Genomic DNA, 20,616 nt, shown 5'->3' on the forward strand with positions numbered 1-20,616 from the left:
CCGCCGGATCCGTACAACCGTCTCCACAACCAACATCCCGATCTCGCCACCTGGAAAACCAAGTCGCTGTCTAAACCATCGGAATGGTGGTTCCCTTTTGGACGCCGATCACCCCGCTAACAGGGTCCCTTTTGCACGCCGATCCACAGACCCGGAGATCACCTGCCCCTCTCAGCGGCCCTTGCCGTCTGCAGGGAAGAGGTCGTGCTTCTGCAGGAAGGTGAAGGCTTGGGCTTCGGGCGACAGGTTGTGCTCCCACTGGTCTTCCCACGAGTAGCCGTCCATCGGCTGGAACAGCTCCTCCTCGGTCAAATCGCCTTAATCGCATAGGGCGTCGATCTGCTCATGCGTGTCGAGCACATGGCCATGCCAGCGCAGGTTGTCGATCAGCAGCTGCGGCTTGGGGATCTCGAAGGCCGGCTGGCCAAGATGCAGCCGCCAATGATCTTCGACAGGTGCTGTCAGACCAATCGCAACTTGTCTCCGTTTGGAGCGCCTTGGGCCAAAAGCATCGACTTCAGGCGGCAAGCGACTGCCACTCGGCTAGGGCAGCCGAGCGTCGCAGCTTGTAAGTTTGGCGATCGACGAGGTGACGTTCCGAGTTTAAATGGTTGTGCAGCGAGGCGTGGACCGAAGCGAATTTCTGTAGCGATTTCATCCGCCAGAACCGCGGAATCGCCCGCTCTCGTCGTCGGAATGGAAGATGCGAGTTCTCGGCTCGGCTGTTCAACCAGCGGCCCATCTCGCGGCGGTCCAGATTGCCCAGTTGCCGCATCGCTGCAGGGTAGGATCGCAGTCCGTCCGTAACGATTGCCTCCGCACGTCCATGGCGCTTCAGGGCCTTCTTCAGAAAGGCCAAAGCCGCTGCTTTGTCGCGCGTTTTGGTAACGTAGCTTTCCAGGATCTCGCCTTCGTGATCGGCCGCTCGCCACAGATAATGGCGCTCGCCGTTAATCTTCACAAACACCTCGTCAACGGGCCAGCGCCAATGCCGGAAACCTCGCATTCGGCATTGACGCTGGCGACGGATTTCTGCCGCAAACAGCGGCCCAAACCGATTCCACCAAAACCACACTGTTTCATGGCAGATGTCGATGCCGCGCTCGAACAGAAGATCCTCAACGTTGCGCAGGCTGAGCGGGAACCGTACGTAAATCATCACCACGAGCCGGATTACCTCCCGCGACGAGTTGAAACAACGAAACGGGTTGGCGGGCATCGTCATTTCGCTTTTTTACCAGCGCCCTAACCCGCCTGCAATTTTAGTCTGACAGGACCATATTTCTCCTTAGCTGCCTGCCAGGCGGGCTATCTGATTATTCGGCCGGCACATCCGGCGCCATGTTATCCATGTCACGCCACAGCTTCCAACCGGCATCGAGCCCAGAACCCTGCCATTTGTAGATCAGCATCGATCGCCCAGCCACGCGCACCGGGGCTGCTTCGCCGGGCAATTGAGCCGTCATCCAGTATCGAGCCACAACAACCCCGAATGGCCGGCTTGCCATCACGTCTTCCGGTTCAAACCGAAACTTCACCACAGAACCGCGACCACTGAACCGTCTCAGGTAAGCGATGATGGCATCAGGGCCCTTCGCAACCGGCGCCTTGTTTGTCATCAGCCAGGCATCGTCGGCATAAAGCGCCCTCAGCGCGGTCCAGTCACCGGCGCTGTAGGCCGCATTCCAGCGATCTCCTTCTTGCTTAAGCGCGTCCTCGGCCCGTCCTGCCACAGCCGGCGTGGCGAGAAGCAGTGCCAGAACGAGCATAAGGGCAAGCTGCGCAAGGCGCATGGTGTTATCCTTTACGGAATGAGCAGGCTGGAACCGGTGGTCGCCCTGCCTTCGAGTGCGGTGTGCGCGGCGGTGGCCGCTTGCATTGGCCAGCGCTGGCCAATGCTGATCTGCACCTGGCCCGATGCGACCATCTCCCAAACACGCAGCGCGCCAGCGGCGCGTTCGCCGGGCTCGTGATAATAGTCAAACAAGGTGGGGCGTGTATTCACCAGGCTTCCCTTCTGCGCCAGAACAGCCAGATCCACCGGGCCAACCGCGGCATCGGCATTGCCATAGTTCACAATCAGACCGCGCCGCCCGGTCGCATCCAGTGATGTCGCCCAGGTTGAGCGCCCCACACCATCATAAGTGACGCGCACGCCCGCACCGCCCGTGAGAGCCCGTATCGCTGGCATCACGTCTGCTTCGGCATAGTTCAGGACGTGATCGCAGCCTGCCGCGCGCGCTGCTTCCGCCTTGGATGCGCTTGACACCGTACCAATCACCATGGCGCCAACTGCCTTGAGCCATTGCACTAGGATCAGCCCGACACCGCCAGCGGCGGCATGCACCAGCACCGGCCACCCGGGCTGCACTTGTCCGCAACGTTCCACCAGGAACTCGGCTGTGGCCGCCTTCAAGAAACCGGCGGCTGCAATATCGTCGTCAATCCCGTCCGGCAGTGCAAAAAGTTGGGCAGCGGCGATCGTGCGCGCAGTGGCATAGGCGCCGCGATCCGGCCCGAAGCTCACCACACGGTCACCTTCGCAAAATTCGCGTACGCCAGGCCCAACCGCCACCACTCGGCCGGCCGCCTCGAGCCCCAATCCGCCGGGCAGCGGCATCGGGTAGACGCCGCGCCGGTAATAAGTATCGATGAAGTTGATGCCGATGCTGCTGTGAGCCACCGTAACCTCGCCAGGGCCTGGCGGCATCAGGGTCTGTTCAACCCATTCGATCACGTCGGGGCCACCGACACGGCGAACGATCGCGGCTAGCGCCTTCATTGCAAACGGCCTTCCTGGTTCAACCGCGTGTCGCCAGCCTGCAACCAGTGCACGCATGGTGATCATGGTCGGCACTATTGCCGATTTGTCCGGACAAATCCATAGTGCGGGTAAATGAGAGGACAGGATGAACTCAACCATTCCCGCCATGGTGCCGGCGACTGCAGGCCTTGGTCCGTGGGCCGCCGACGACAGGCCGCGGGTCGTCATCGAACACGTGCTGCCGGTGGCCCGCGGCACCACGAAGTTCGGCTTCGACGCGGCCAGACACCGCATCCGTGACCGGGGCTTTACCAAGCCGCGCGGCCGGCACGACCGCAACAATGAGGATTTCGTCAGGGGCCAGCGCCTACCATGGCCACAGGCGCGCCAGGTGGCGCTTTTTCCCAGCCGCGCCCTCCAGAACAGAGTGCACGGGCTACGCTTTACCTTAGCATGTCATATCCCGGATGCGCTGCTCGCGCCGGCCGCCATCTTCATCAGCCTGCAGGAGCCGCAACCATGACCGCCTGGCTCGTAATCACCGCCCGGATCCATGATCGCGAAGCCTTCATCAATGGCTATGGCCCCTCAGCGGCCAAGCTGATGGACCAGTTTGGCGGCCGCTATGTCATCCGCGCACCTGGCGCCTTAGTGCTGGAGGGTGACGGGGTGGACGGCTCCTCGGTGGTTGTGTCGGAATGGCCGTCGCGCACCAGTGCATTGGCTTTCTGGAACTCGCCCGAATATGCCGAGGTGAAGAAGCTGCGTGAAGGCCTGGCCGATGTGGAAGTGATCTTGGTGGGCGAATGATGCTGCGTTAGCCTGTCTCTACCAGTTCCAGCAATTCGCCTGCCGCGCCAATGCACGTGCCGGCCTGCCGGCCGTCATACAATGGCCCGAAACGGCGCACGGGCGGGCAGATCCAGTTCACGGTACAACTGTCCAGATCGCGCACAGCCAAGGTCACCAGCGCATTGCCGGGCGGCAACATGCCGATATGGCGCGGGCGGCGCCGGGCCTGCATCGGATAATCATCCACTTCCACAATAGGCATGCGCCCGGCCTGCACCATTGTGAGAGCGCTGATGTGACTGTTGGGCAGGCCAAAGGCGCTGTTGATCATCTCGTAGGGCAATTCGAATGTCTCTCCCAGAACAAGGCCTAAAGACCGGGCATACCAGTCACATGCGGCAGCGCGATCAGGCGCAGCGAGGATAACAATAAAGATATGGTCGCTGATCGATTGCGCCATGGGCAGATCGATGGCAGCCATGTTGCCGAACACTTGATTGAGATAGATCATCTCCTGTCCCGGCCCGAGCGCTTGCATCGGCACGAAGGCATCCATGCCGGGCAATTGCTTGGGTTCGCCAACAATCGTGAAAGCGCTGCCGGCAAGCCGGTCGGGCCAACCGAAAACGTCTTTCACTGTAAGCTCGAAAGCGCCCCAACCAAAGCTTGTGGTGGGTCTGAAGCCGGCCACCGGCGGTTGTTCGACCAGCCGAAACCAGCAGGGTGCCCCGCTTTTCGGGCGCAGCACAGCGTGGCGCATGTTGGCGCTGGCCGGACAGTCCCAACTGGCGGCCAAATCGGCCGGCAACGGGCCTTCGTGGACCAGATCAAGCTGCAGTGTGCCCTGGTAGCCGGCAATGGCGGATGCCAGATCAGGTACCACTGACAAGCCGCCCATTATCGTTCCGTGTGGAATCATGCCCTAAACTCCGGTTGGCGCTTTTTCACAAACGCGCTGGTGCCCTCGGCAAAATCCGGGCCGGTAAAGGCGGCAGCGAAGATTGCCAGCGTCTCCTCATCGTCCGCGACCTGACCGTCGAGTACGCGGCGCACGAAGCCCTTGATCGCCTTCGTCGAATAGCGTGAGGCGGCTACGATCGCCGCCTCGATGCAGGATGGGCTATCAGCCAGCAACTCCACCAAGCCGATCCGCTGCGCCTCATTTGCATCCAGAAGTTCGCCCGAAAACAGCATCCGCCTAGCCTGGCCAGGGCCCACCAGATCGACCAGCAACTTCACGTCGTGCAACGGATAGACGAGGCCAAGCTTTGCCGGCGTGATGCCGAACCGCGCCGCCTTCGTGGCGATGCGCAGATCGCAGGCCATCGCCAACCCGCAGCCACCGCCAACCGCATCGCCTTCGACAAACGCGATTGTGGGAAGTGGAAACCGCGCGATTTCAGATTGCGCCCGGTTGATCGCGGCCTGATTGGCGGCACGCCAATCGGCATCGCGCATGTTCGCCAGAAGCTCAGCGATGTCCGCTCCGGCACAAAAGGCGCTGCCGGGCTGGGCCGCTTGCACCACCAGCAGGCGCAGATCGGAATGGGTGGCGGCCTCGGCAAGAAGGCGGGGCAGTTGCGTCCACATCGCATGTGAGAACGCGTTGCGCTTTTCGGCCCGGTCGATGATTAGCCGGGCAGTCCGGTCTCCATATTCAAGGCGCAGGCTCATGCCGGCTGCACTCCCCTGAAATGCTGCGCGATTTCGTGCCGAGTAGCTAGCCAGACGCCATCATGCGCGCGCACATGGCGGAAAAACGCCTCCAGCGCCCAGATGCGCCCCGGCCGACCGATTATGCGTAAGTGTAAACCCAGGCTCATCATCTTGGGATTGCCTTCCATACCCTCGCGATAAACTTGGTCGAAATTGCGTTTGGCATAGCCCAGCCACTGCTCAGGGCTCATCGCCGGGTCTGTCCACATCTTCATATCGTTGTTGTCGAGCTGGTAAGGCACAATGACGATCGGCCGTTCCGGCACGGTCGCTTTGTCCCAAAAAGGCACGTCGCTCGAGTAATCGTCCATGTGATAGTCAAAGCCGGCTTCAATCAGCAGGCGCCGGGTGTTGTCCGTGTGGAAATAGCGCGACAGCCAGCCATAAGGACGCACACCGCACGTCCGCCTAATCGATTCGACGGCCTTGGCGATGAACTCGCACTCGCCCTCCTCGTTCAGTTTGAACTGGTGGATCCAGCGCCAGCCATGGCTAACAGGCTCATGACCGAGCTCGATGATGGCCTCAGCCAGCTGCGGGTGGTTTTCCAGGCTCAGCGCCGCCACCGTCCAGCTCGCCTTGATATCAAAGGCCTTCAACAGCTTGACGACGCGCGGCGCACCAGCCTTGATGCCATATAGGTAGTTGGATTCATTGCCATAATTGCGGATCGGTGCCTTGATGAAGATGCCGAGCTCGTCCACCGGCTCCATGCCCTTGTCTCCGCGTGCAATCGTCTGTTCTGAGCCCTCCTCGACATTAACCACCACCGAAAGCGCCATCTTTGCTGCGCCCGGCCAATCGATGCGTTCTTCGCGCATTAGTGCATCTCCTCCCCGCCCGACACGTTCAGCGCCTCACCGGTGATGTAGAAAGCATCGTCGCTGGCCAGGAACGCACAAGCCCCCGCCGTATCGCTGGGCAGGCCAGGGCGACCCATCGGGTTCTTGGCGGCCATGTTGGCAAGATAGGCCTCTACCGTCGGGAAGCCGAGCAGTTTCGAGAAATACTCGTTCTGAACGGCACCCAGGCCGGTGGTGACATGATTGGGGCAGACGGCGTTTACTGTGATGCCATACGCGCCCAATTCCACCGCCGTAGCCCGGGTCAGCCCCACCATGCCATGCTTGGAGCTGACATAGGCCGGCAAGTGCGGAAATCCGGTCTTGGCGGCCTGGCTTGCGATGTTGATGATGCGACCACCCTTGCCGGCCGCAATCATCGCCTTGGCCGCAGCCTGCGTGCAGTAAAAAGCGCCTGAAAGGTTGACCGCAATTACTTTGGCCCAATCGCTCGGATCCACGTCGAGCATCGGCTTCATCATGAAGCCGATGCCGGCATTGTTTACAAAGATATCGACACCGCCCATCGCGGCCAATGACCTATCCAGCAGTACTTGGCACTGAGCGGCATCCGACACGTCGCAGGCGATGGTGGCCACCTTCCCGCCCCGCTTGGCAAGATCGGCGGCCACGCTTTCAGCTTCTGCGTCGATACGCACATCAGAGACAACGCAGTTCGCACCCTCATCGGCAAAGCGCCGCAGGATACCCTGGCCGAGGCCGTTTTCTTTACCCGAGCCGGTTACGATAATCGTCTTGCCTGTAAAGCGTCCCATCACAGATCGTCCGTCAGGATGAAGGTCGGATTGTCACTGAACTGACCAAATTCAGCGGCGACCTTCTGGAATTCAGCGTTCGAAACGTCGGAAACAAACTCATCCATGCCATTGATATCTATAACTTCGATATAATCGTAGGGTGGCACTGCATCCGATCCGAACAGGCCAGTGGCGCGGTGAACCGTAAAGGCCTTCACGCTGCCCAGCGCGTTGACACCAGGGATATCGGTGCCACGCGCCCAGGCTTCATAGCCTTCGCGCGATGCACCGGGCTTAAGGTTGAACAGGCAGATAATGCGCATAGGTCATTCTCCCTTCGGCGGCCGATACTGATTCAAAGCCGCGTCAAGGCGGCAGGCAAGCGCGATAAGCCGACGTTCCGATCCGGCGGGCCCGACTAGCTGGACCGAGACCGGAAGGCCATCGTCGCTCCACCCCGACGGCAGCGCGATTGCCGGCAGGCCGGCGATATTGGCCAGCCCGGTAAAATCGGCCTGGTTTGATGGCGGACGACAACCATGTGCAAAAGCGGCCTGCGGCGCGGTGGGCAGCAGAGCCACACCGTCATCGCCCAACGCCTCCAACAACACCGCCCTCACTGCGGCCAATAGCGCGGAATTGGAGGCTGCGTGCTCCAGCGCATCCAGGACAAAGTGCAGTTCAGCCGATGCGTCGGCGCGATGCTCACCCAGCGCACCGATCAAGTAGCGCACCGAACCCGTCAGCGCAGCGAGGCGGATGACGGTAGGAGGTTCTGGCAGGCGGATAACAGTAGCAGGCAAATCCAGCGCGGCGCGGGCAGCCTGGTAGCCGGTCAGCACAGCGGGCTCACACACCACCCCTGCCAGATCGTCGAGTAGCAACAGGCGGGAGAAATCCTCTTCCCCGCCTCCATTGCCGATAACATCCCACGCCTGCTTGATCAGATTGAGATCACGCGCCAGTGGCCCGATGCAATCCAACGCCGGATCAAGATAGAGAAGTCCGTCCTCGTTGACCGCGCCGTGGGTGGGCTTCAGGCCATAGACACCACAATAAGCCGCCGGCAGCCGGACACTGCCCAGCGTGTCGGTGCCCAGCGCCAGATCGACCAGCCCCGCCGCCACTGCTGCGCCACTGCCTCCTGACGAGCCTCCGGGCGTATAGCCTATGCGGTGCGGATTATGGGTGCGGCCATAGAATGCGTTGTCGGTGGTCGCGCCCAAAGCGGCTTCGTGCATGTTAAGAGAGGCCGTGATGCTTGCCCCGGCGCTGCGCAACTGTGCAACCACATGGGCGTCACGCGGCGCGATCTTGCCGCGAAGATGCGCCATCCCGCCCGTGTGCGGCATGCCAGCCACCGCGATATTGGATTTGACACCAATGCGCACGCCAGCAAGCGGGCCACTGCCACCACCGGGATCGGCGGCAACATCTACAATCGCGTTCCAGCGGTCGTGGCTCACAAGCCCCTCTTGTCGATCAACCGGAGCGGCTTCTGGCGCATGTCAATCTGCGTGGCCTCCGATGTGCCGCCGGGCGGACAGAGCGTGACTTCAATCTCCACCCCAAGCCCGCGCCGCAGCAACTCGGAAAGCGCTGCAACATCGCTGCCACCACGGCTTTCGATCGCCACCAACATCGAATCGCGTCCGGCGGCATTTCGGCTAAGCGTGCAGACATATTCGCCAGTCAGGTCACTGCGGTTCTCGATCAACGCAGCAATTGCATGCGGGAATATGTTGATGCCGCGCAGTTTCACCATGTTGTCGCTACGGCCCTTGAAGCCGGCGATGCGGCGGAAGGCAATCTCACCTTTGCCGGCAAATTCGTGGGTGATGTCATGAGTGTTGAAGCGAATGCAAGGCGCGATATCATCCTTGAAAAGGCAAGTCACCACCATGTCGCCAGCTTCGCCAAACTGGACCGGTTGTCCGTTATCGACGTCGAGCAATTCTAGGTATTGCGCATCTTCCCAGACATATAGTCCATTGCGATCGGGTCCCTCACCCGCAATTGTCCCGGTATCACCGACACCATACCAGTCAAAGGCCTTGGCGCCGTGCCATGCGGCCTCGGTTGCAGCGCGATCTTCGGTACCAAGGTGGCCGATGATCATGCGCAGCTTAATGCGATCAAACAATTTCTCGGCTTCGGCCATTTCGGCCAGCTTGCGGATATAATCAACGAAGCCAACCATCACGGTTACGCCGAAATCGGCCATCAGATTGACCTGATTGACCGAACGCGTCTCGATACCGGTACCTGCGGACAGAAAGAGCGCGCTGGTGAAGTGAGTGACCGCCTCGCGGATGTAGTGGCCGCCGTTGATCATGCCATGGCCATAGACACTATGGACGACATCGTCGGATTCCAGACCCATCCAGCGATACATGCGGCCGACGAGCAGGTTGGTTACCTCGCGGCCCTTGGGGCCGAACATGAGCGGTTGCGGTCGGCCGGTGGTGCCGCTCGTGGTGTGGAAAATCACCGGATCGCTGCCACGCCCATCGAAATCACCATATGGCGGTGCGGCGTTGACCGATTCCATCAAATCGCTCTTGTCATAAACAGGCAGCTTGGTGATGTCGTCTAGGGAACGGATATCGCCCGGCTCAATGCCGCGGGCGCCCCAAAGGCGCTGATAAAAGGGTATCTGCCATCCGCGTGCGATCAGCCGCTTGAATTGCGCTTCCTGAAGACCGCGCAGTTCATCATGGCTGATGCTTCGATACCTGCGGGTAAAGTCCTCTCCTACCGGATAATCGGTCAACAATTGCTTGATATCCAAGCACTCGAAGTAGCTGCGTTGGCTCATTTCGGTTCCGTGAAATAGGCGAGAGGATCAGTGAAGATGCGTGGGTCGCAGGCGGGGCTGGCAAGCTCGCGGGCGAGGGCAAACTTTGCCGCGATTTGGGCCGGGTTGAGTGGCGCGTGCGGGCTGCCCAGCGTTGCCGGGATGGCAATGGGTTGCGTGCTGCCATCCGCAAAGGTCAGGCGGATCGCCTGCGGGAACAGCGCATTGGGGTCGGGATTTCCATCTTCCAGCAGCGTGACCCTGCCGGCAAAGGCCAGTAGCGCCGGATCGGCAAACTGTTCGGGTGTGAAGCAGCGTGGGTCGATGCGGCCATCGCGCAGCATGACCCCGGCTAGGAACGGCATGCACAGCCGCGCCCAGGCCGGGGTCATGTCGGGCTGCATTGCACGGCCAACCAGGCGACGGATCAGCGGCGGGCAGGCCAGTTCTATCGCCGCCACGTCCTGGCCGACAAAGCCGGCCAGGACGCCGAGCGCAGCATGGCTGGCGCGCCCGGAGGGGTAGGGTTTTACCGACAGTTCGGCTATGCGCCAGCGCGCGCCCAGCGCGGAGACCAGCGCCCCGCTGTCGCCAACATCAATCAGTTGGAAATAGCCGAACGGCCCGTCCAGCACATTGGCCGGGGCCGGAAAGCCGGCTCGGGCAAGATCGCTGGCCAGCACCGCCGCTCGTGCGGCATTCGCGATCTGAAACGGCAGCGCCAGCGACCCTTCGACATGCGCCTGCATGGTGCCAGCGACGCTGGAGTAAGCGAGGCCCAATGCGGGGAGCAAGGGCGCGCCGTCGATGCGGGCGACCGCAAGCGCCGCACCAATCAGGCCAGCAGTGGCAGGACGAAAGAAGCGAAGCGGGGAGGTCGCGGCATCCCCCAATCCTGCCGCGACCTCGACGCCCACTGCCAGCGCGACCAGAGCCTCATCAGCCGCAATGCCTCCACGTCGGTCAATCGCCACGCCAAGCGCTGCGGTGACCACGCTCATCGCGTGGACCACGGCAGGTTCATGGACCGCGTCCCATTCCAGACAATGGATGCGATAGCCGTTGACGAAGGCCGCAGCGCTGGCTGGCAAGCGCTCCGCATCACCGAGCAGACGAGCTTCTGTTGCTTGCCCTTGTCCCCGCGCCACCCTCAGTATGGCCTCTGCGCCTGGCGCGTCATGCCCGGCCGCACCCACCGCCAGAGTGTCGGCAAGGAAATGCCGTGCGATGGCAGACACCTCCTCAGACAGGCGATGCGGTGCGCCGACGAAATCAATCAATGTGTCAACCGCGCTCATGCCGTCCAATCCGTCAGCAGCGCAATGATGTCGCCGACATCGTCGCCATGCAGAACCAGCGCCGCAGCACGGTCGACCTCCGTCGCTGGCAGCCCGCCCCAGCCCACCAGCATCGCCAACTTGGCTATCAGTCCACCCCGGTCCAGCGGACGTTCCGGGTCACCGCGCGTGTCTATCAATTCCAGCCCATTCAGCCGCGCGCCGAAATGCCGGGGGTAACGAAGGGAGAAGTCGGCGCCCTCACGCACGGTCACCTCGGCACGCAGCGCGGCCAGCGACGCAATGGCCTGCGGTGTGAAATCCGCCGGCGTAGCCTCACGGCCATCGGCAATCACAGCCACCGCATGCTGAAGGCTGAACTTGGCATCGACTTCCGTCACCGGGTTGGGCCGGTCGCAGAAGCGCAATGCATCTGCATAGGTCTCGATCACGAAAGGCGGATTGAGTGCGCCCCTTGCCCGCAATTCCAGCGCGCAATCGATCACCGGATGGGCGTGTCGGCATGCCGCCCACGGCTTGAAACTGACGTCGCCTATGCGCCAATCGGCTGGTTCCAGCAGAGGCCCCGGAGTTTGCGTCATTGCTGCAAACAGCCCCTGCGGCCCTTCAAGCACAGCGGCCGGTCCGGTGAAGCCGGCGCGCGCTGCCCGCGCGCACCACAAGCCTTCCAGCGCAGAGCGGGTCACGTGAAGTTGCTTGGTCATGACGTCATCATGGCGCATGTGCCAAAGACCGCCCGCCATCGAGGCGGCATGGCCAAGCGCGCTAACTGTCTGGCGTTCATCTAAACCGAAGATGCTGGCTGCGGCCGCAGCAGCGCCAGGCCCACCGGCGGTGCTGGTTGGGTGCCACAGGCTGTAATGGTAAGCGTCCAGCATGGTGCCGATGGCGATCATCGCCTCATAGCCGCGCACTGCGCCGGCCAGCATCATTGCCATGCCGCCACCGGCCTCGCGCGCTGCGCTCAAGGCAGCCGGCCAGATCACCGGGCCCGGGTGCAGCAGCGCGCGGCGGTGGACGTCATCCATCTCCAACACATTGCCAAGATAGGCCACTCGCTCCAGAACATCGCGGCCGGCGCGGTGCGCTGCCGCAGCCACCGCCGTTTGTCTTGCACCTGCAACACAGGCCAGCCAATCCAGCAGATGAAACCGGGCGCGCAGCCCCTCGCTTTCCGAAACCGGGCGCGCTAACGTCCGGACAAGTCGGGTGAGTAGCGGTGCGGTCATCGCCAACGCCAACCAAGGAGCAACCGTTGAACCAGCTCGCCGCCATGGCCCGCGATCCGGCGCCGCGTTATCTGCGACTGGCAGCAAGTCTTCGTGCCGATATCCTGGCCGGACGCTTTGGCAGTGAAACACCCTTCCCCACCGAATCCGATCTTTGCGCCGCCCATGGTGTGTCGCGTTTTACCGTGCGCGAGGCACTGCGCCGTCTTCAGAACGAAGGGTTGATTGCCCGCCGCCGCGGATCGGGCACTGTGGTGCAGCCGGCCAGAGCCCGTGGCGGAGCGCTGCACCAGCCACTTTCGAACGTGGGGGAAATCCTGCAATATGCCCGCGATACGCGTGTCACCTACCAGCCAGCCGGCCACGGCCCGCTGCCGGCCTGGCTGGGAGCCAGCATCGGCATTCCGGCCGGCGGCCAGTGGGCGCTGGTGCGTGGCGTGCGCACCACATTCGACGGCGACCAGCCGATTGCGACGACCACCGCCTATTTCCACGAGATGCTGGGCGATACTGCGGCCCGGTTGGATCTGGCTGCCGGCACGCTGTTCAGCCAGATTGAAGCACTGTCCGGCGTTTCTGTGGTCCAAGTTACCCAAGACATCCAGGCGGTGATTGCCAGCGCCGACATTGCCCGCGAGCTCGGCATCAAGCGCGGTGCTGCCGTGTTGCGCATCATCCGTTGCTACCGCGACGCCAAGGGCCATGTGTTCGAAATCTCGGTGAGCCACCATCCTGGCGACCGCTTCGCCTATTCGATGCATATCGACGTCGAATAGAGCCATCAAGCTTCGCCCAGCGCGGGCACCGGCCCCGGAAACCATGCTTCACCCGTGAAGCGTATCGCCGGGGCGATATGATGGCGGCCATCGGCCTCCACGATAAGACCGCGCTCGGCGATGTGCGGCTGGGCAAAGGCTTCGGCGAAATCCAGCACCGGAGCATAGGCGACATCGACTGTGTGCATGAATGCGTCCCACGCCTCACGGCTCCTGGTGCGAAAGGTTTCGCGCAAGAAATCGATCAGAGGGACCTGCGCCGGACCGGCGTCGGCCTCGGCCAGTGCAATCAGATCAGGCCGGCCCAGTGCCGTAAGCAGCGCGGTTGCAAACTTGAGCTCACGCCCACCAAGCACGATGTGGCGACCATCGGCACACTCATAGACATTGTAGAATGCTGCCCCGCCCAATGATCGCTGCGCTGCCGAGAACGGCGCGGCGCCACCCGCCAGTGCGCCGCCGGCAATGTGCGCGCTCCACGGCAGTAGGCTGTCGAGCATCGCGATGTCGAGATAATCACCCTGCCCGCTTTTCTCCCGCCCAATCAGTGCCATCAGGACCGCAGCCAGCCCAGTCAGCCCCGCTGCCACGCCGGCCGCCGGCACGCCGGGCACCACAGGGCACGATCCGTCGCCGGCATCATTGACGCTTATGAAGCCGGCCATCGCCTGCACCGCGATGTCGTGCGCGGGGTGATGGGCAAGGCGACCCGACTGCCCAAAGGCGGAAATGGAGCAATAGACGAGGCGCGGATTGAGCGCGCGCGCCACGTCCCAACCAAAGCCCAGGCGCGCCGTCACGCCGGGGCGGAAGCCTTCCAGGAACACGTCGGCGATTCGGATGAGGTCGCGCAGGGAGTTTTTGCCCGCTTCGTTTTTCAGATCAAGCACAATGCTGGTCTTGCCGCGATTGAGGTTGGAGAACCACACGCTCTGGCCATTCTCAAACGGTGCTTGGCTACGGGCCGGATCGCCGGCCGCCGGCTCCACCTTGATCACACTGGCGCCCTGATCGGCCATCATCAGGCTCAGCATCGGACCCGGCAAGAATTGCGTGAGGTCAACGACTTTGATGCCAGACAGTTTTCCCATCGCCTCAGACGATCCCGGCAAGTTTCAGTTCGGCCAACTCATCGACACCTATACCAAGATCGGTGAGGATGACGTCTGTATCCGCCCCGAGAAGCGGCGCAGGCCGGTTGGGCAGGCGCTGGCCATTGATCCGGATCGGGTTGGCGAGCACCTGCATGCCGGGGCGGTCGGGATGATCAACACTGTCGCGCATTCCGGTACGGCGCAGCCATGGACTGTCGAGCGCCTGATCGAGGCCATAGACCGGCGCCACTGGCACATGACCGGCCAGCAGTTCCTGCCAATGCGCCATTGGCTGGGTTTCGAACAGTTCATCAAGCGTTGCGGTGAGAGCGGCGCGATTGGCGAGCCGGTCCTTGTTCGCCGCAAAGCGCGGATCCGAGCTCAGTTCCCGGTGGCCAATCTTCTCGACCATGATCGTCCAGAATTTCGGCAATTGGCACATCACAAATATCCAGCCATCGGCAGCCTTGAACATTTGGCTGGGCGTGGCCGTGGGGTGGGCGCTCCGCGGCGTCCGCTCGGTCACGTCGCCTTCATTCATGTACCATAGTGCCGGGTAACTGGTCTGGTGAACGGCGGCCGACAGCAGATCGGTATCGACATCGCGGCCTACACCGCTGCGTTGAGCATCAACCAGCGCTGCCAGCAGGCCGATGGCGTGGATGGTGCCGGTGATAAAATCCACCATCGAAAGGCCCATGCGCTGCGGCTCTCCACCGGGATCGCCGGTGAGCAAGCAATAGCCGGCTTCGGCTTGCATGAGATAATCATAGCCCGGCCAGCGCGCCCGTTCATTGTCGCGGCCATAAGCCGACAGGTGTGCGCAAACGATGGCGGGGTTTATATCCTTCAGCGTCTCATAGGTTAGGCCCAGCTTGGCCGGCAGATCACCGCGCATGTTGTTTGCAACCGCGTGGGAAGTTGCCACCAGTTTGCGAAATATGACTTGCCCTTCCGGCGCATTCAGATCGAGCGTCAGGCTACGCTTGTTGAGGTTGAAGGCCTGGAAATAAAGACTTTCGCCGTCGCGCAGATAGTGCGGCCCGACAGCCCGCGCCGTGTCTCCACCCTTCCCTTGCGAGCCGGGCGGTTCGATCTTTATGACGTCGGCACCCAACTGGGCAAGGAACATGCTGCCATAGGGCCCGGCGCCATATTGCTCGGCACTGATGATGCGAAAGCCAGAGAGCGGGAGATGGGACATCAGGCGGGATTGGCCTTGAGCCATTGCTTGGCAATGATCATGCGCTGCATCTCGTTCGTGCCCTCGCCGATGCACATCAGCATGGAATCACGATAGTAACGCTCAATGTCATACTCCTTGGAATAGGAGTAGCCGCCGTAAATGCGCATCGCTTCCTGGCTGTTCTCCACCGCAGATTCGCTGGCAAAGAACTTGGCCATGCCGGCTTCCAGGTCGCAGCGTTCGCCCCGGTCATAGGCTGCCGCGGCATCCATCGTCAGCAGACGGGCGGCCCGCGCCCGCGTCACCATCTCGCCCAGCTTCAGTTGGATAGCCTGATGCTCGGCAATCGGTTTCCCCATTGTCTGGCGTTCCTGGGCATATTGTGTCGCGAGCCGGAGCGAGCCTTCCGCCAGCCCGACGCCCCGCGCGGCCACGTTGATCCGGCCCAGTTCGAGCCCGCCTGTTGCTTGGAAAAAGCCTTGGCCTTCCACGCCGCCAATCAACTGGTCGGCCGGAATGCGATAATCCTGGAACACCAGTTCGGCGCTATCAATGGATCTATAGCCCAATTTGTCGAACTTCTTCCCCGTGGTGAAGCCGGCCCGTTTGTCGGCGATGAACAGGCTCATGCCCTTGTAGCGCGGGTTCGCATCCGGACCGGTCTTGACCAGCAGCGCAAAGCAACTGCCGTTCAGGGCATTGGAAATCCATGTTTTGGTGCCATTGACCACATAATCATCGCCGTCACGGCGCGCGACCGTGCGGATGGCCTGCAAATCGGTGCCAGCGTTCGGCTCGGTCAACGCCAGACCGCCACGGATTTCGCCAGTGGCAAAGCGCGGCAGCCATTTGGCCTTTTGATCAGGAGTGCCAAAGCGCTCTACAGCCGCCGCCATAATCAGGTGCGAATTGAAGATGCCGGTGATTGCCATCCAGTAACTGGAAATGCGCATCACGATCTTGGCATATGTTGTCGCTGGCAGGCCAAGACCGCCATATTGCTGGCCAATGGTGGCACCAAAGAGACCCATATCGGCCATTTCGGCGACCAGCTCGGCGGGCCAGATGTCGTTGTGATCGTGGTGCATAACCACCGGGATCACCCGGCGCTCTAGCCAACGGTCAATGGCATCCAGAAATGCGGCCTCTTCGTCTGCATCGATACTGCGACCCTGATCAGCCATCAGGTCTAACTTGGGGGCGGGGGCCATTGCGTCACTCCTCATCAGTCAAATTCAATCGTCGACTGGGCCAAAGCCGCGCTTCCACACCAGCATTGTGCGGTTAAACGTGCAGACCGTATCGCCATTCTGGTTCTTGCCGATGGTCTTGACGGTCACGATCCCCTGTTCCGGCCGGCTGCTCGATTCCCGCTTCTGCAGCACCTCGCTTTCGGCATAGAGCGTGTCACCGCAAAACAACGGGTGAGTCAGCCGGATATTGTCCCAACCCAGATTGGCCACCGCCTTCTGGCTGATGTCGGAAACGCTCATCCCCACCATCAACGCCACGGTCAGCGGCGAGGCCACCAGCGGCTTGCCGAATTCGGTCTTCTTGGCGAATTCATAGTCGAAATGCGCCGGGTGGGTATTCATGGTCAGAAGCGTGAACCACACATTGTCCGTATCGGTTATCGTGCGGCCGGGTCGATGTTCATAAATATGACCCACCACAAAATCCTCGAACGCGCGGCCAAACACCTCGCGGAAGCGGCCCGGGGCAACTTCTTTCACTCCATCACGCATGTGACTTCCTATTCCTGGCTTCTAGCACAGCCTGGTAGCGGCGGATGAAGGGCGCTTCCAGCATGCGCCCCTTGAAACGAATGGCCTGTCCGCCACCAGCCGCATAGGCGGCCAGGGCCTCCCGTGCCTCGGCCACTTCGGCGTCGGTCGGCTGGAAGGCCTGGTGGATGGCAGGCAATTGGGCCGGATGAATTGCGGCCTTGGCGGCGAAACCCAGCTGGCGAGCGCGGCGAGCCTCATCGGCCAAACCGTCCTGATCATCCAGCATAATGAACGGCACGTCGATGGCCGGCACCCTGGCTTCAGCTGCTGCCATCACTAACTGACTGCGCGCGGCGACCAGCGGTTCCCACGCCAGCGCCACGCCCAGTTCAGCCGAAAAGTCGCCGCCGCCGAACATAAGCGCGATAACGCATGGCGCCTGGCCAATCTGGTGGGCCACGCGCAAACCTGCCGGTGTTTCTATCATCGGCACCAGGCCCGGAGCACGCGATCCCAGCGCATTGGCGACAATCTTCAGCTCTAGCGGGTTTTCCACCATCGGTATCAGCAGCACCGGCGGCAGCACGGCGGCTTCACCCAGCACGGCAAGATCAGCAATACCTGCAGCCGTCGTCACCGGATTGATCCGCAAGCCCCATGCGGGCAGCGCCGACCCAGCTTCGCCAAACTGGGCCAGAGCCGCCAACCGCGCCGCAGGCTTGTCTGCTGCCGGCACGGCATCCTCCAGATCGATCACTGTGAGACCGGCCCCCGCTGCTGCAGCCTTGCCAAAGCGGTCCGGCCGGTGCCCCGGCACGAACAAAAGGCTTTGCGCGGTCAACATGATGGCTGAATCAATCCCTTTTGTCGTACGCACCATGCCTGAATTGCGCGGGCTGCCAGCGAATGACGCTTCACAATTTGTCCGGACAACTCTATTGTCAAGCGATAAGCCCGCACATTTGAAAATTGGGCTTTGCTGGGGAGAAGCAGCAATGACGGTACGCACCCGGACTGCGGCGATTTGCATCACGGCCATCACCACTCTCTTCGCCGGACCAGCCCTGTCGCAGGGCAAGGCCAAGGCCCGCCTGCTTGATCCGGCGGTGGCCGAAGACGCGCTGGAGATTTCCAAGCGGGTGCAGTGCGGCGAAGCCGATGGCAAGCCCGCCGTCTATCACTGGGCCGGCAAGGTCTATAGCCGCGTTGCCGGTGAGCCTGATCGGCTGCTGTTCAAGGCCGAAGGCATGAACATTCGCACCTGCACGACCGTCGACGATCCGGCGCGCGGCAAGGGCTGGCGCCTGGTCTCCCGCGAAATCCTGCTCTATCTCGACCCCAAGACCGGCGAGGTGGTGCGCCAGTGGACCAATCCCTGGACCAGCGAAGCGGTCGAGGTGCTGCATATCGCCAACGACCCGGTGAACCAGCAGCCGCAGTTCGCCAAGTCGGCCAGCGGCGCGCCCTATTCGATCCCGACCCTGCGCCGCGAAGGCCGCTGGTTCTTCATGCCGTTCGAAGCGCCGCTGTTCTATAACAACCCGCTTCAAGGCGCCTATCAGGATTGGATCGGCGGCAAGTATCACGCCATGGAAATCTTTGATTTTGTCTTTGATGCCAATGAGATGCTGGACAGGAAAAACGCAACGGCCTATCCCACGGTCAGCTGGGTGCGGATTTCGGATTTCCTGCCATGGATGAAGATGCGCGGCCGCCAGGGGCAATTGGTGTTCAACGCCATGGGGAGCAAGTTGAAAAGCTATGACGATCTGCCCGCTGTGCTGAAAACCGAGATTGCGGCCAGCTACCCGGTCTATGCCAGCGCGCCGCCCACCGACGACAAGCGGCCGAACGAAACCAGCTGGACCGTGTTCAAGAAATGGATCGACGCCAAACAGCCGGGCAAGCCCGCCAGCGCACAGCACTAATACGGACCATTAAGGCTCAACCTAATAAATGGTTGGGGTCGTGACGATAATGATTCTGTTCGCTGGCAAGGCGTTAGGAGGGCGCGATGCCTTAGCATCGCAACAGACGACGCAACGCCACCAGTGGGCAAAATCAGCGTCGCTGCTACGCGTGACGTGCACTCCTGATTGGTAACGATCAGAAGTAGAGTCCTGTGCTTTGATGGCTGATGGTTGATGTGATGCCAACGGGGTTGGGGGCATGCCCCCAACCCCGTTGGCCGGCGATTTCGGCGGGGGTGCGGCCGCCCAGTTTCGAGTGCGGCCTGACTGTGTTGTAGTCGTGCTTCCAGGCCGCCAGGATCGATCTGGCGTGCGCCAGCGAGGTGAACAGCGTCTCGTTGAGGCATTCGTCGCGCAGCCGGCCGTTGAACGATTCGACGAAGGCGTTCTGCGTCGGCTTGCCGGGCGCGATGTAATGCCATTTGACCTGACGTTCCTGTGACCAGCGCAGGATCGAGGTCGACGTCAGCTCGGTGCCATTATCGCTGACCACCGTCAGCGGCTTGCCGCGTGCGGCAAGCACGCCGTCCAGCTCCCGTGCGACCCGGGCACCCGACAGTGACGTGTCTGCCACCAGCGCCAGGCATTCGCGCGTGAAGTCATCGACGACGCACAGGACGCGGAAGCGGCGGGCGCATGCGAACGCATCGCTCACGAAGTCGAGCGACCAACGCTGGTTCGGCCCCTGTGGCACCGTCATCGGCGCCCTGGTCCCCAGCGCCCGCTTGCGGCCGCCGCGGCGGCGCACCTTCAACTCCTCCTCCCGGTAAATCCGCAGCAGCTTCTTGTGGTTCGGCACCCGCCCCTCGCGTGCCAGCAGATAACCCAGGCGCCGATAGCCGAGCCGCCACCGTTCGCCGGCCAGCTCGCGCAGCCTGACGCGCAAGCCTGCGTCATCTGGACGGGTCGGTTCATAACGAACCGCCCGCCTCGCCACACCGATCAGACTGCACGCCAGCCGCTCGCTCAACCCGAACTTCTCCCGGGCATGGGCGACCGCATTCCGCTTTGCGTCGGGCGTCACCATTTTTTTGAGGAGATGTCTTTCAACACCGCGATGTCCAGCATCGCCTCCGCCAGCAGCCGCTTCAGCTTGGCGTTCTCATCCTCCAGCGACCGCAGCCGCTTGGCCTCCGATACCTCCAGACCGCCATACTTGGCCTTCCACTTGTAGAACGTCGCCGAGCTGATCCCGTGCCGCCGGCAGACCTCGGCGGTCGCGATGCCTGCCTCCTGCTACTTCACGATCGCGATGATCTGCTCGTCCGAAAATCTGCTCCGCTTCATTCGTCCGTCTCCTCGAGAAACGGACCCTACTCAAAAATGGCGCCAATTCAGGGGCGCACGTCACACGGCATCCAGCCTGGGGGGAAAAAAGGGGGTCTCGGGCGGCTCATCGGCCGCACCAAAGGCGGCATGAATACGAAGCTCCACGCTGTGACGGATGCCGACGGTCGCCCGATCAGCTTCTTCATGATGGCGGGACAGGTCAGCGATTATACCGGAGCGGCAGCCTTACTGGATGGCCTGCCCAAGGCGGACTGGCTGCTGGGCGACCGGGGTTATGACGCCGACTGGTTCCGCGATGCCCTTGAGGAGAAGGGGATTACGCCCTGCATCCCGGGCAGGAAATCCCGCACAAAGCCCGTCAAATACGACAAGCGCCG

At 62.0% G+C, this 20,616-nt stretch carries 23 protein-coding genes and 2 pseudogenes; 5 read left to right on the forward strand and 20 right to left on the reverse strand.

What is annotated here, in order from left to right:
- Nucleotides 1-171: 171 nt before the first annotated feature.
- The 5 genes from Q7O19_RS10145 to Q7O19_RS10165 form a co-directional block, all read right to left on the reverse strand.
- Nucleotides 172-312: a hypothetical protein gene (locus tag Q7O19_RS10145; protein WP_303810352.1), complete on the reverse strand. Its 141-nt coding sequence runs from the start codon at nucleotides 310-312 to the stop codon at nucleotides 172-174.
- A 6-nt stretch (nucleotides 313-318) separates the two neighbouring features.
- On the reverse strand, nucleotides 319-528 hold the full coding sequence (locus Q7O19_RS10150) for a hypothetical protein (protein WP_303810353.1): 210 nt from the start codon (nucleotides 526-528) through the stop codon (nucleotides 319-321).
- Nucleotides 518-1,219: an IS6 family transposase gene (locus Q7O19_RS10155; protein ID WP_303810373.1), complete on the reverse strand. Its 702-nt coding sequence runs from the start codon at nucleotides 1,217-1,219 to the stop codon at nucleotides 518-520. The genes Q7O19_RS10150 and Q7O19_RS10155 overlap by 11 nt, the downstream gene beginning before the upstream one ends.
- A gap of 97 nt (nucleotides 1,220-1,316) precedes the next feature.
- Nucleotides 1,317-1,793, reverse strand: a complete 477-nt coding sequence (locus Q7O19_RS10160; RefSeq protein ID WP_303810354.1) for a nuclear transport factor 2 family protein — start codon at nucleotides 1,791-1,793, stop codon at nucleotides 1,317-1,319.
- A gap of 11 nt (nucleotides 1,794-1,804) precedes the next feature.
- A complete protein-coding gene (locus Q7O19_RS10165) occupies nucleotides 1,805-2,782 on the reverse strand; it encodes a quinone oxidoreductase (RefSeq protein WP_303810355.1) in 978 nt (325 codons plus the stop codon).
- A gap of 127 nt (nucleotides 2,783-2,909) precedes the next feature.
- Here Q7O19_RS10165 and Q7O19_RS10170 point away from each other — a divergent pair, with 127 nt between their 5' ends.
- Together Q7O19_RS10170 and Q7O19_RS10175 are read left to right on the forward strand one after the other, a co-directional pair.
- On the forward strand, nucleotides 2,910-3,287 hold the full coding sequence (locus Q7O19_RS10170; protein ID WP_303810356.1) for a hypothetical protein: 378 nt from the start codon (nucleotides 2,910-2,912) through the stop codon (nucleotides 3,285-3,287).
- The gene (locus Q7O19_RS10175) at nucleotides 3,284-3,574 is read left to right on the forward strand and encodes a DUF1330 domain-containing protein (RefSeq protein ID WP_303810357.1); all 291 of its coding nucleotides are present in this window, start codon (nucleotides 3,284-3,286) and stop codon (nucleotides 3,572-3,574) included. Before Q7O19_RS10170 ends, Q7O19_RS10175 begins: the two co-directional genes overlap by 4 nt.
- 7 nt (nucleotides 3,575-3,581) lie before the next feature.
- Here the strand turns inward: Q7O19_RS10175 and Q7O19_RS10180 are convergent, their stop codons facing one another.
- The 9 genes from Q7O19_RS10180 to Q7O19_RS10220 are packed head-to-tail and all read right to left on the reverse strand — an operon-like array spanning nucleotide 3,582 to nucleotide 12,196.
- Nucleotides 3,582-4,439 (reverse strand): hypothetical protein, encoded by an 858-nt coding sequence (locus Q7O19_RS10180; protein WP_303810358.1) that lies wholly within the window; start codon nucleotides 4,437-4,439, stop codon nucleotides 3,582-3,584.
- Nucleotides 4,440-4,471: 32 nt separating this feature from the next.
- Nucleotides 4,472-5,230 (reverse strand): enoyl-CoA hydratase/isomerase family protein, encoded by a 759-nt coding sequence (locus Q7O19_RS10185; protein WP_303810359.1) that lies wholly within the window; start codon nucleotides 5,228-5,230, stop codon nucleotides 4,472-4,474.
- Nucleotides 5,227-6,093, reverse strand: coding sequence for a polysaccharide deacetylase family protein (locus Q7O19_RS10190; protein ID WP_303810360.1), 867 nt, complete (start codon nucleotides 6,091-6,093; stop codon nucleotides 5,227-5,229). Before Q7O19_RS10190 ends, Q7O19_RS10185 begins: the two co-directional genes overlap by 4 nt.
- Entirely contained in the window at nucleotides 6,093-6,890 is a 798-nt protein-coding gene (locus tag Q7O19_RS10195; protein WP_303810361.1) for an SDR family NAD(P)-dependent oxidoreductase, read from the reverse strand. The genes Q7O19_RS10190 and Q7O19_RS10195 overlap by 1 nt, the downstream gene beginning before the upstream one ends.
- Nucleotides 6,890-7,195 (reverse strand): REDY-like protein HapK, encoded by a 306-nt coding sequence (locus Q7O19_RS10200; protein ID WP_303810362.1) that lies wholly within the window; start codon nucleotides 7,193-7,195, stop codon nucleotides 6,890-6,892. The genes Q7O19_RS10195 and Q7O19_RS10200 overlap by 1 nt, the downstream gene beginning before the upstream one ends.
- A gap of 3 nt (nucleotides 7,196-7,198) precedes the next feature.
- On the reverse strand, nucleotides 7,199-8,338 hold the full coding sequence (locus Q7O19_RS10205; RefSeq protein WP_303810363.1) for an amidase: 1,140 nt from the start codon (nucleotides 8,336-8,338) through the stop codon (nucleotides 7,199-7,201).
- Nucleotides 8,335-9,690 (reverse strand): phenylacetate--CoA ligase family protein, encoded by a 1,356-nt coding sequence (locus tag Q7O19_RS10210; protein WP_303810364.1) that lies wholly within the window; start codon nucleotides 9,688-9,690, stop codon nucleotides 8,335-8,337. Before Q7O19_RS10210 ends, Q7O19_RS10205 begins: the two co-directional genes overlap by 4 nt.
- A complete protein-coding gene (locus tag Q7O19_RS10215; protein WP_303810365.1) occupies nucleotides 9,687-10,967 on the reverse strand; it encodes an MmgE/PrpD family protein in 1,281 nt (426 codons plus the stop codon). Before Q7O19_RS10215 ends, Q7O19_RS10210 begins: the two co-directional genes overlap by 4 nt.
- On the reverse strand, nucleotides 10,964-12,196 hold the full coding sequence (locus Q7O19_RS10220; RefSeq protein ID WP_303810366.1) for an MmgE/PrpD family protein: 1,233 nt from the start codon (nucleotides 12,194-12,196) through the stop codon (nucleotides 10,964-10,966). The genes Q7O19_RS10215 and Q7O19_RS10220 overlap by 4 nt, the downstream gene beginning before the upstream one ends.
- 26 nt (nucleotides 12,197-12,222) lie before the next feature.
- Here Q7O19_RS10220 and Q7O19_RS10225 point away from each other — a divergent pair, with 26 nt between their 5' ends.
- A complete protein-coding gene (locus tag Q7O19_RS10225) occupies nucleotides 12,223-12,972 on the forward strand; it encodes a GntR family transcriptional regulator (protein WP_303810367.1) in 750 nt (249 codons plus the stop codon).
- A 5-nt stretch (nucleotides 12,973-12,977) separates the two neighbouring features.
- Here the strand turns inward: Q7O19_RS10225 and Q7O19_RS10230 are convergent, their stop codons facing one another.
- Genes Q7O19_RS10230 through Q7O19_RS10250 form a run of 5 tightly spaced genes read right to left on the reverse strand, consistent with a single transcriptional unit; the run spans nucleotide 12,978 to nucleotide 18,018 of the window.
- The gene (locus Q7O19_RS10230) at nucleotides 12,978-14,063 is read right to left on the reverse strand and encodes a CaiB/BaiF CoA-transferase family protein (protein WP_303810368.1); all 1,086 of its coding nucleotides are present in this window, start codon (nucleotides 14,061-14,063) and stop codon (nucleotides 12,978-12,980) included.
- Between the two features lie 4 nt (nucleotides 14,064-14,067).
- Nucleotides 14,068-15,270, reverse strand: a complete 1,203-nt coding sequence (locus Q7O19_RS10235; RefSeq protein WP_303810369.1) for a CaiB/BaiF CoA-transferase family protein — start codon at nucleotides 15,268-15,270, stop codon at nucleotides 14,068-14,070.
- A complete protein-coding gene (locus Q7O19_RS10240; protein WP_303810370.1) occupies nucleotides 15,270-16,436 on the reverse strand; it encodes an acyl-CoA dehydrogenase family protein in 1,167 nt (388 codons plus the stop codon). The genes Q7O19_RS10235 and Q7O19_RS10240 overlap by 1 nt, the downstream gene beginning before the upstream one ends.
- 51 nt (nucleotides 16,437-16,487) lie before the next feature.
- Complete coding sequence (locus tag Q7O19_RS10245) at nucleotides 16,488-16,985, reverse strand: MaoC family dehydratase (RefSeq protein ID WP_303810371.1); 498 nt, start codon at nucleotides 16,983-16,985, stop codon at nucleotides 16,488-16,490.
- 4 nt (nucleotides 16,986-16,989) lie between these two features.
- Nucleotides 16,990-18,018 (reverse strand): CoA ester lyase, encoded by a 1,029-nt coding sequence (locus tag Q7O19_RS10250; RefSeq protein ID WP_303810374.1) that lies wholly within the window; start codon nucleotides 18,016-18,018, stop codon nucleotides 16,990-16,992.
- Here Q7O19_RS10250 and Q7O19_RS10255 point away from each other — a divergent pair.
- Nucleotides 17,975-18,907 carry a DUF1838 family protein gene (locus tag Q7O19_RS10255; protein ID WP_303810372.1) on the forward strand — a complete coding sequence of 311 codons (933 nt, stop codon included), beginning with the start codon at nucleotides 17,975-17,977 and terminating at the stop codon, nucleotides 18,905-18,907. The genes Q7O19_RS10250 and Q7O19_RS10255 overlap by 44 nt on opposite strands.
- Nucleotides 18,908-19,085: 178 nt before the next feature.
- Here the strand turns inward: Q7O19_RS10255 and Q7O19_RS10260 are convergent.
- Nucleotides 19,086-20,236, reverse strand: a pseudogene (locus Q7O19_RS10260) (IS3 family transposase).
- A gap of 54 nt (nucleotides 20,237-20,290) precedes the next feature.
- On the opposite strand from Q7O19_RS10260, the pseudogene Q7O19_RS10265 reads away from it, so the two are divergent.
- A pseudogene (locus Q7O19_RS10265) lies at nucleotides 20,291-20,616 on the forward strand (transposase); the annotation flags it as partial.

The organism is Sandarakinorhabdus limnophila DSM 17366, from assembly GCF_945882885.1.
GTDB classification, from domain to species: Bacteria; Pseudomonadota; Alphaproteobacteria; order Sphingomonadales; family Sphingomonadaceae; genus Sandarakinorhabdus; species Sandarakinorhabdus limnophila_A.

What these genes read in the sequence shown, in the direction of transcription:
- Q7O19_RS10155 (WP_303810373.1), bottom strand. Translation starts at nt 1,219, where the DNA reads ATGCCCGCCAACCCGTTTCGTTGTTTCAACTCGTCGCGGGAGGTAATC.
- Q7O19_RS10160 (WP_303810354.1), bottom strand. Translation starts at nt 1,793, where the DNA reads ATGCGCCTTGCGCAGCTTGCCCTTATGCTCGTTCTGGCACTGCTTCTC.
- Q7O19_RS10165 (WP_303810355.1), bottom strand. Translation starts at nt 2,782, where the DNA reads ATGAAGGCGCTAGCCGCGATCGTTCGCCGTGTCGGTGGCCCCGACGTG.
- Q7O19_RS10170 (WP_303810356.1), top strand. Translation starts at nt 2,910, where the DNA reads ATGAACTCAACCATTCCCGCCATGGTGCCGGCGACTGCAGGCCTTGGT.
- Q7O19_RS10175 (WP_303810357.1), top strand. Translation starts at nt 3,284, where the DNA reads ATGACCGCCTGGCTCGTAATCACCGCCCGGATCCATGATCGCGAAGCC.
- Q7O19_RS10185 (WP_303810359.1), bottom strand. Translation starts at nt 5,230, where the DNA reads ATGAGCCTGCGCCTTGAATATGGAGACCGGACTGCCCGGCTAATCATC.
- Q7O19_RS10190 (WP_303810360.1), bottom strand. Translation starts at nt 6,093, where the DNA reads ATGCGCGAAGAACGCATCGATTGGCCGGGCGCAGCAAAGATGGCGCTT.
- Q7O19_RS10195 (WP_303810361.1), bottom strand. Translation starts at nt 6,890, where the DNA reads ATGGGACGCTTTACAGGCAAGACGATTATCGTAACCGGCTCGGGTAAA.
- Q7O19_RS10200 (WP_303810362.1), bottom strand. Translation starts at nt 7,195, where the DNA reads ATGCGCATTATCTGCCTGTTCAACCTTAAGCCCGGTGCATCGCGCGAA.
- Q7O19_RS10210 (WP_303810364.1), bottom strand. Translation starts at nt 9,690, where the DNA reads ATGAGCCAACGCAGCTACTTCGAGTGCTTGGATATCAAGCAATTGTTG.
- Q7O19_RS10215 (WP_303810365.1), bottom strand. Translation starts at nt 10,967, where the DNA reads ATGAGCGCGGTTGACACATTGATTGATTTCGTCGGCGCACCGCATCGC.
- Q7O19_RS10220 (WP_303810366.1), bottom strand. Translation starts at nt 12,196, where the DNA reads ATGACCGCACCGCTACTCACCCGACTTGTCCGGACGTTAGCGCGCCCG.
- Q7O19_RS10230 (WP_303810368.1), bottom strand. Translation starts at nt 14,063, where the DNA reads ATGGGAAAACTGTCTGGCATCAAAGTCGTTGACCTCACGCAATTCTTG.
- Q7O19_RS10235 (WP_303810369.1), bottom strand. Translation starts at nt 15,270, where the DNA reads ATGTCCCATCTCCCGCTCTCTGGCTTTCGCATCATCAGTGCCGAGCAA.
- Q7O19_RS10240 (WP_303810370.1), bottom strand. Translation starts at nt 16,436, where the DNA reads ATGGCTGATCAGGGTCGCAGTATCGATGCAGACGAAGAGGCCGCATTT.
- Q7O19_RS10255 (WP_303810372.1), top strand. Translation starts at nt 17,975, where the DNA reads ATGACGGTACGCACCCGGACTGCGGCGATTTGCATCACGGCCATCACC.
- Q7O19_RS10250 (WP_303810374.1), bottom strand. Translation starts at nt 18,018, where the DNA reads ATGGCCGTGATGCAAATCGCCGCAGTCCGGGTGCGTACCGTCATTGCT.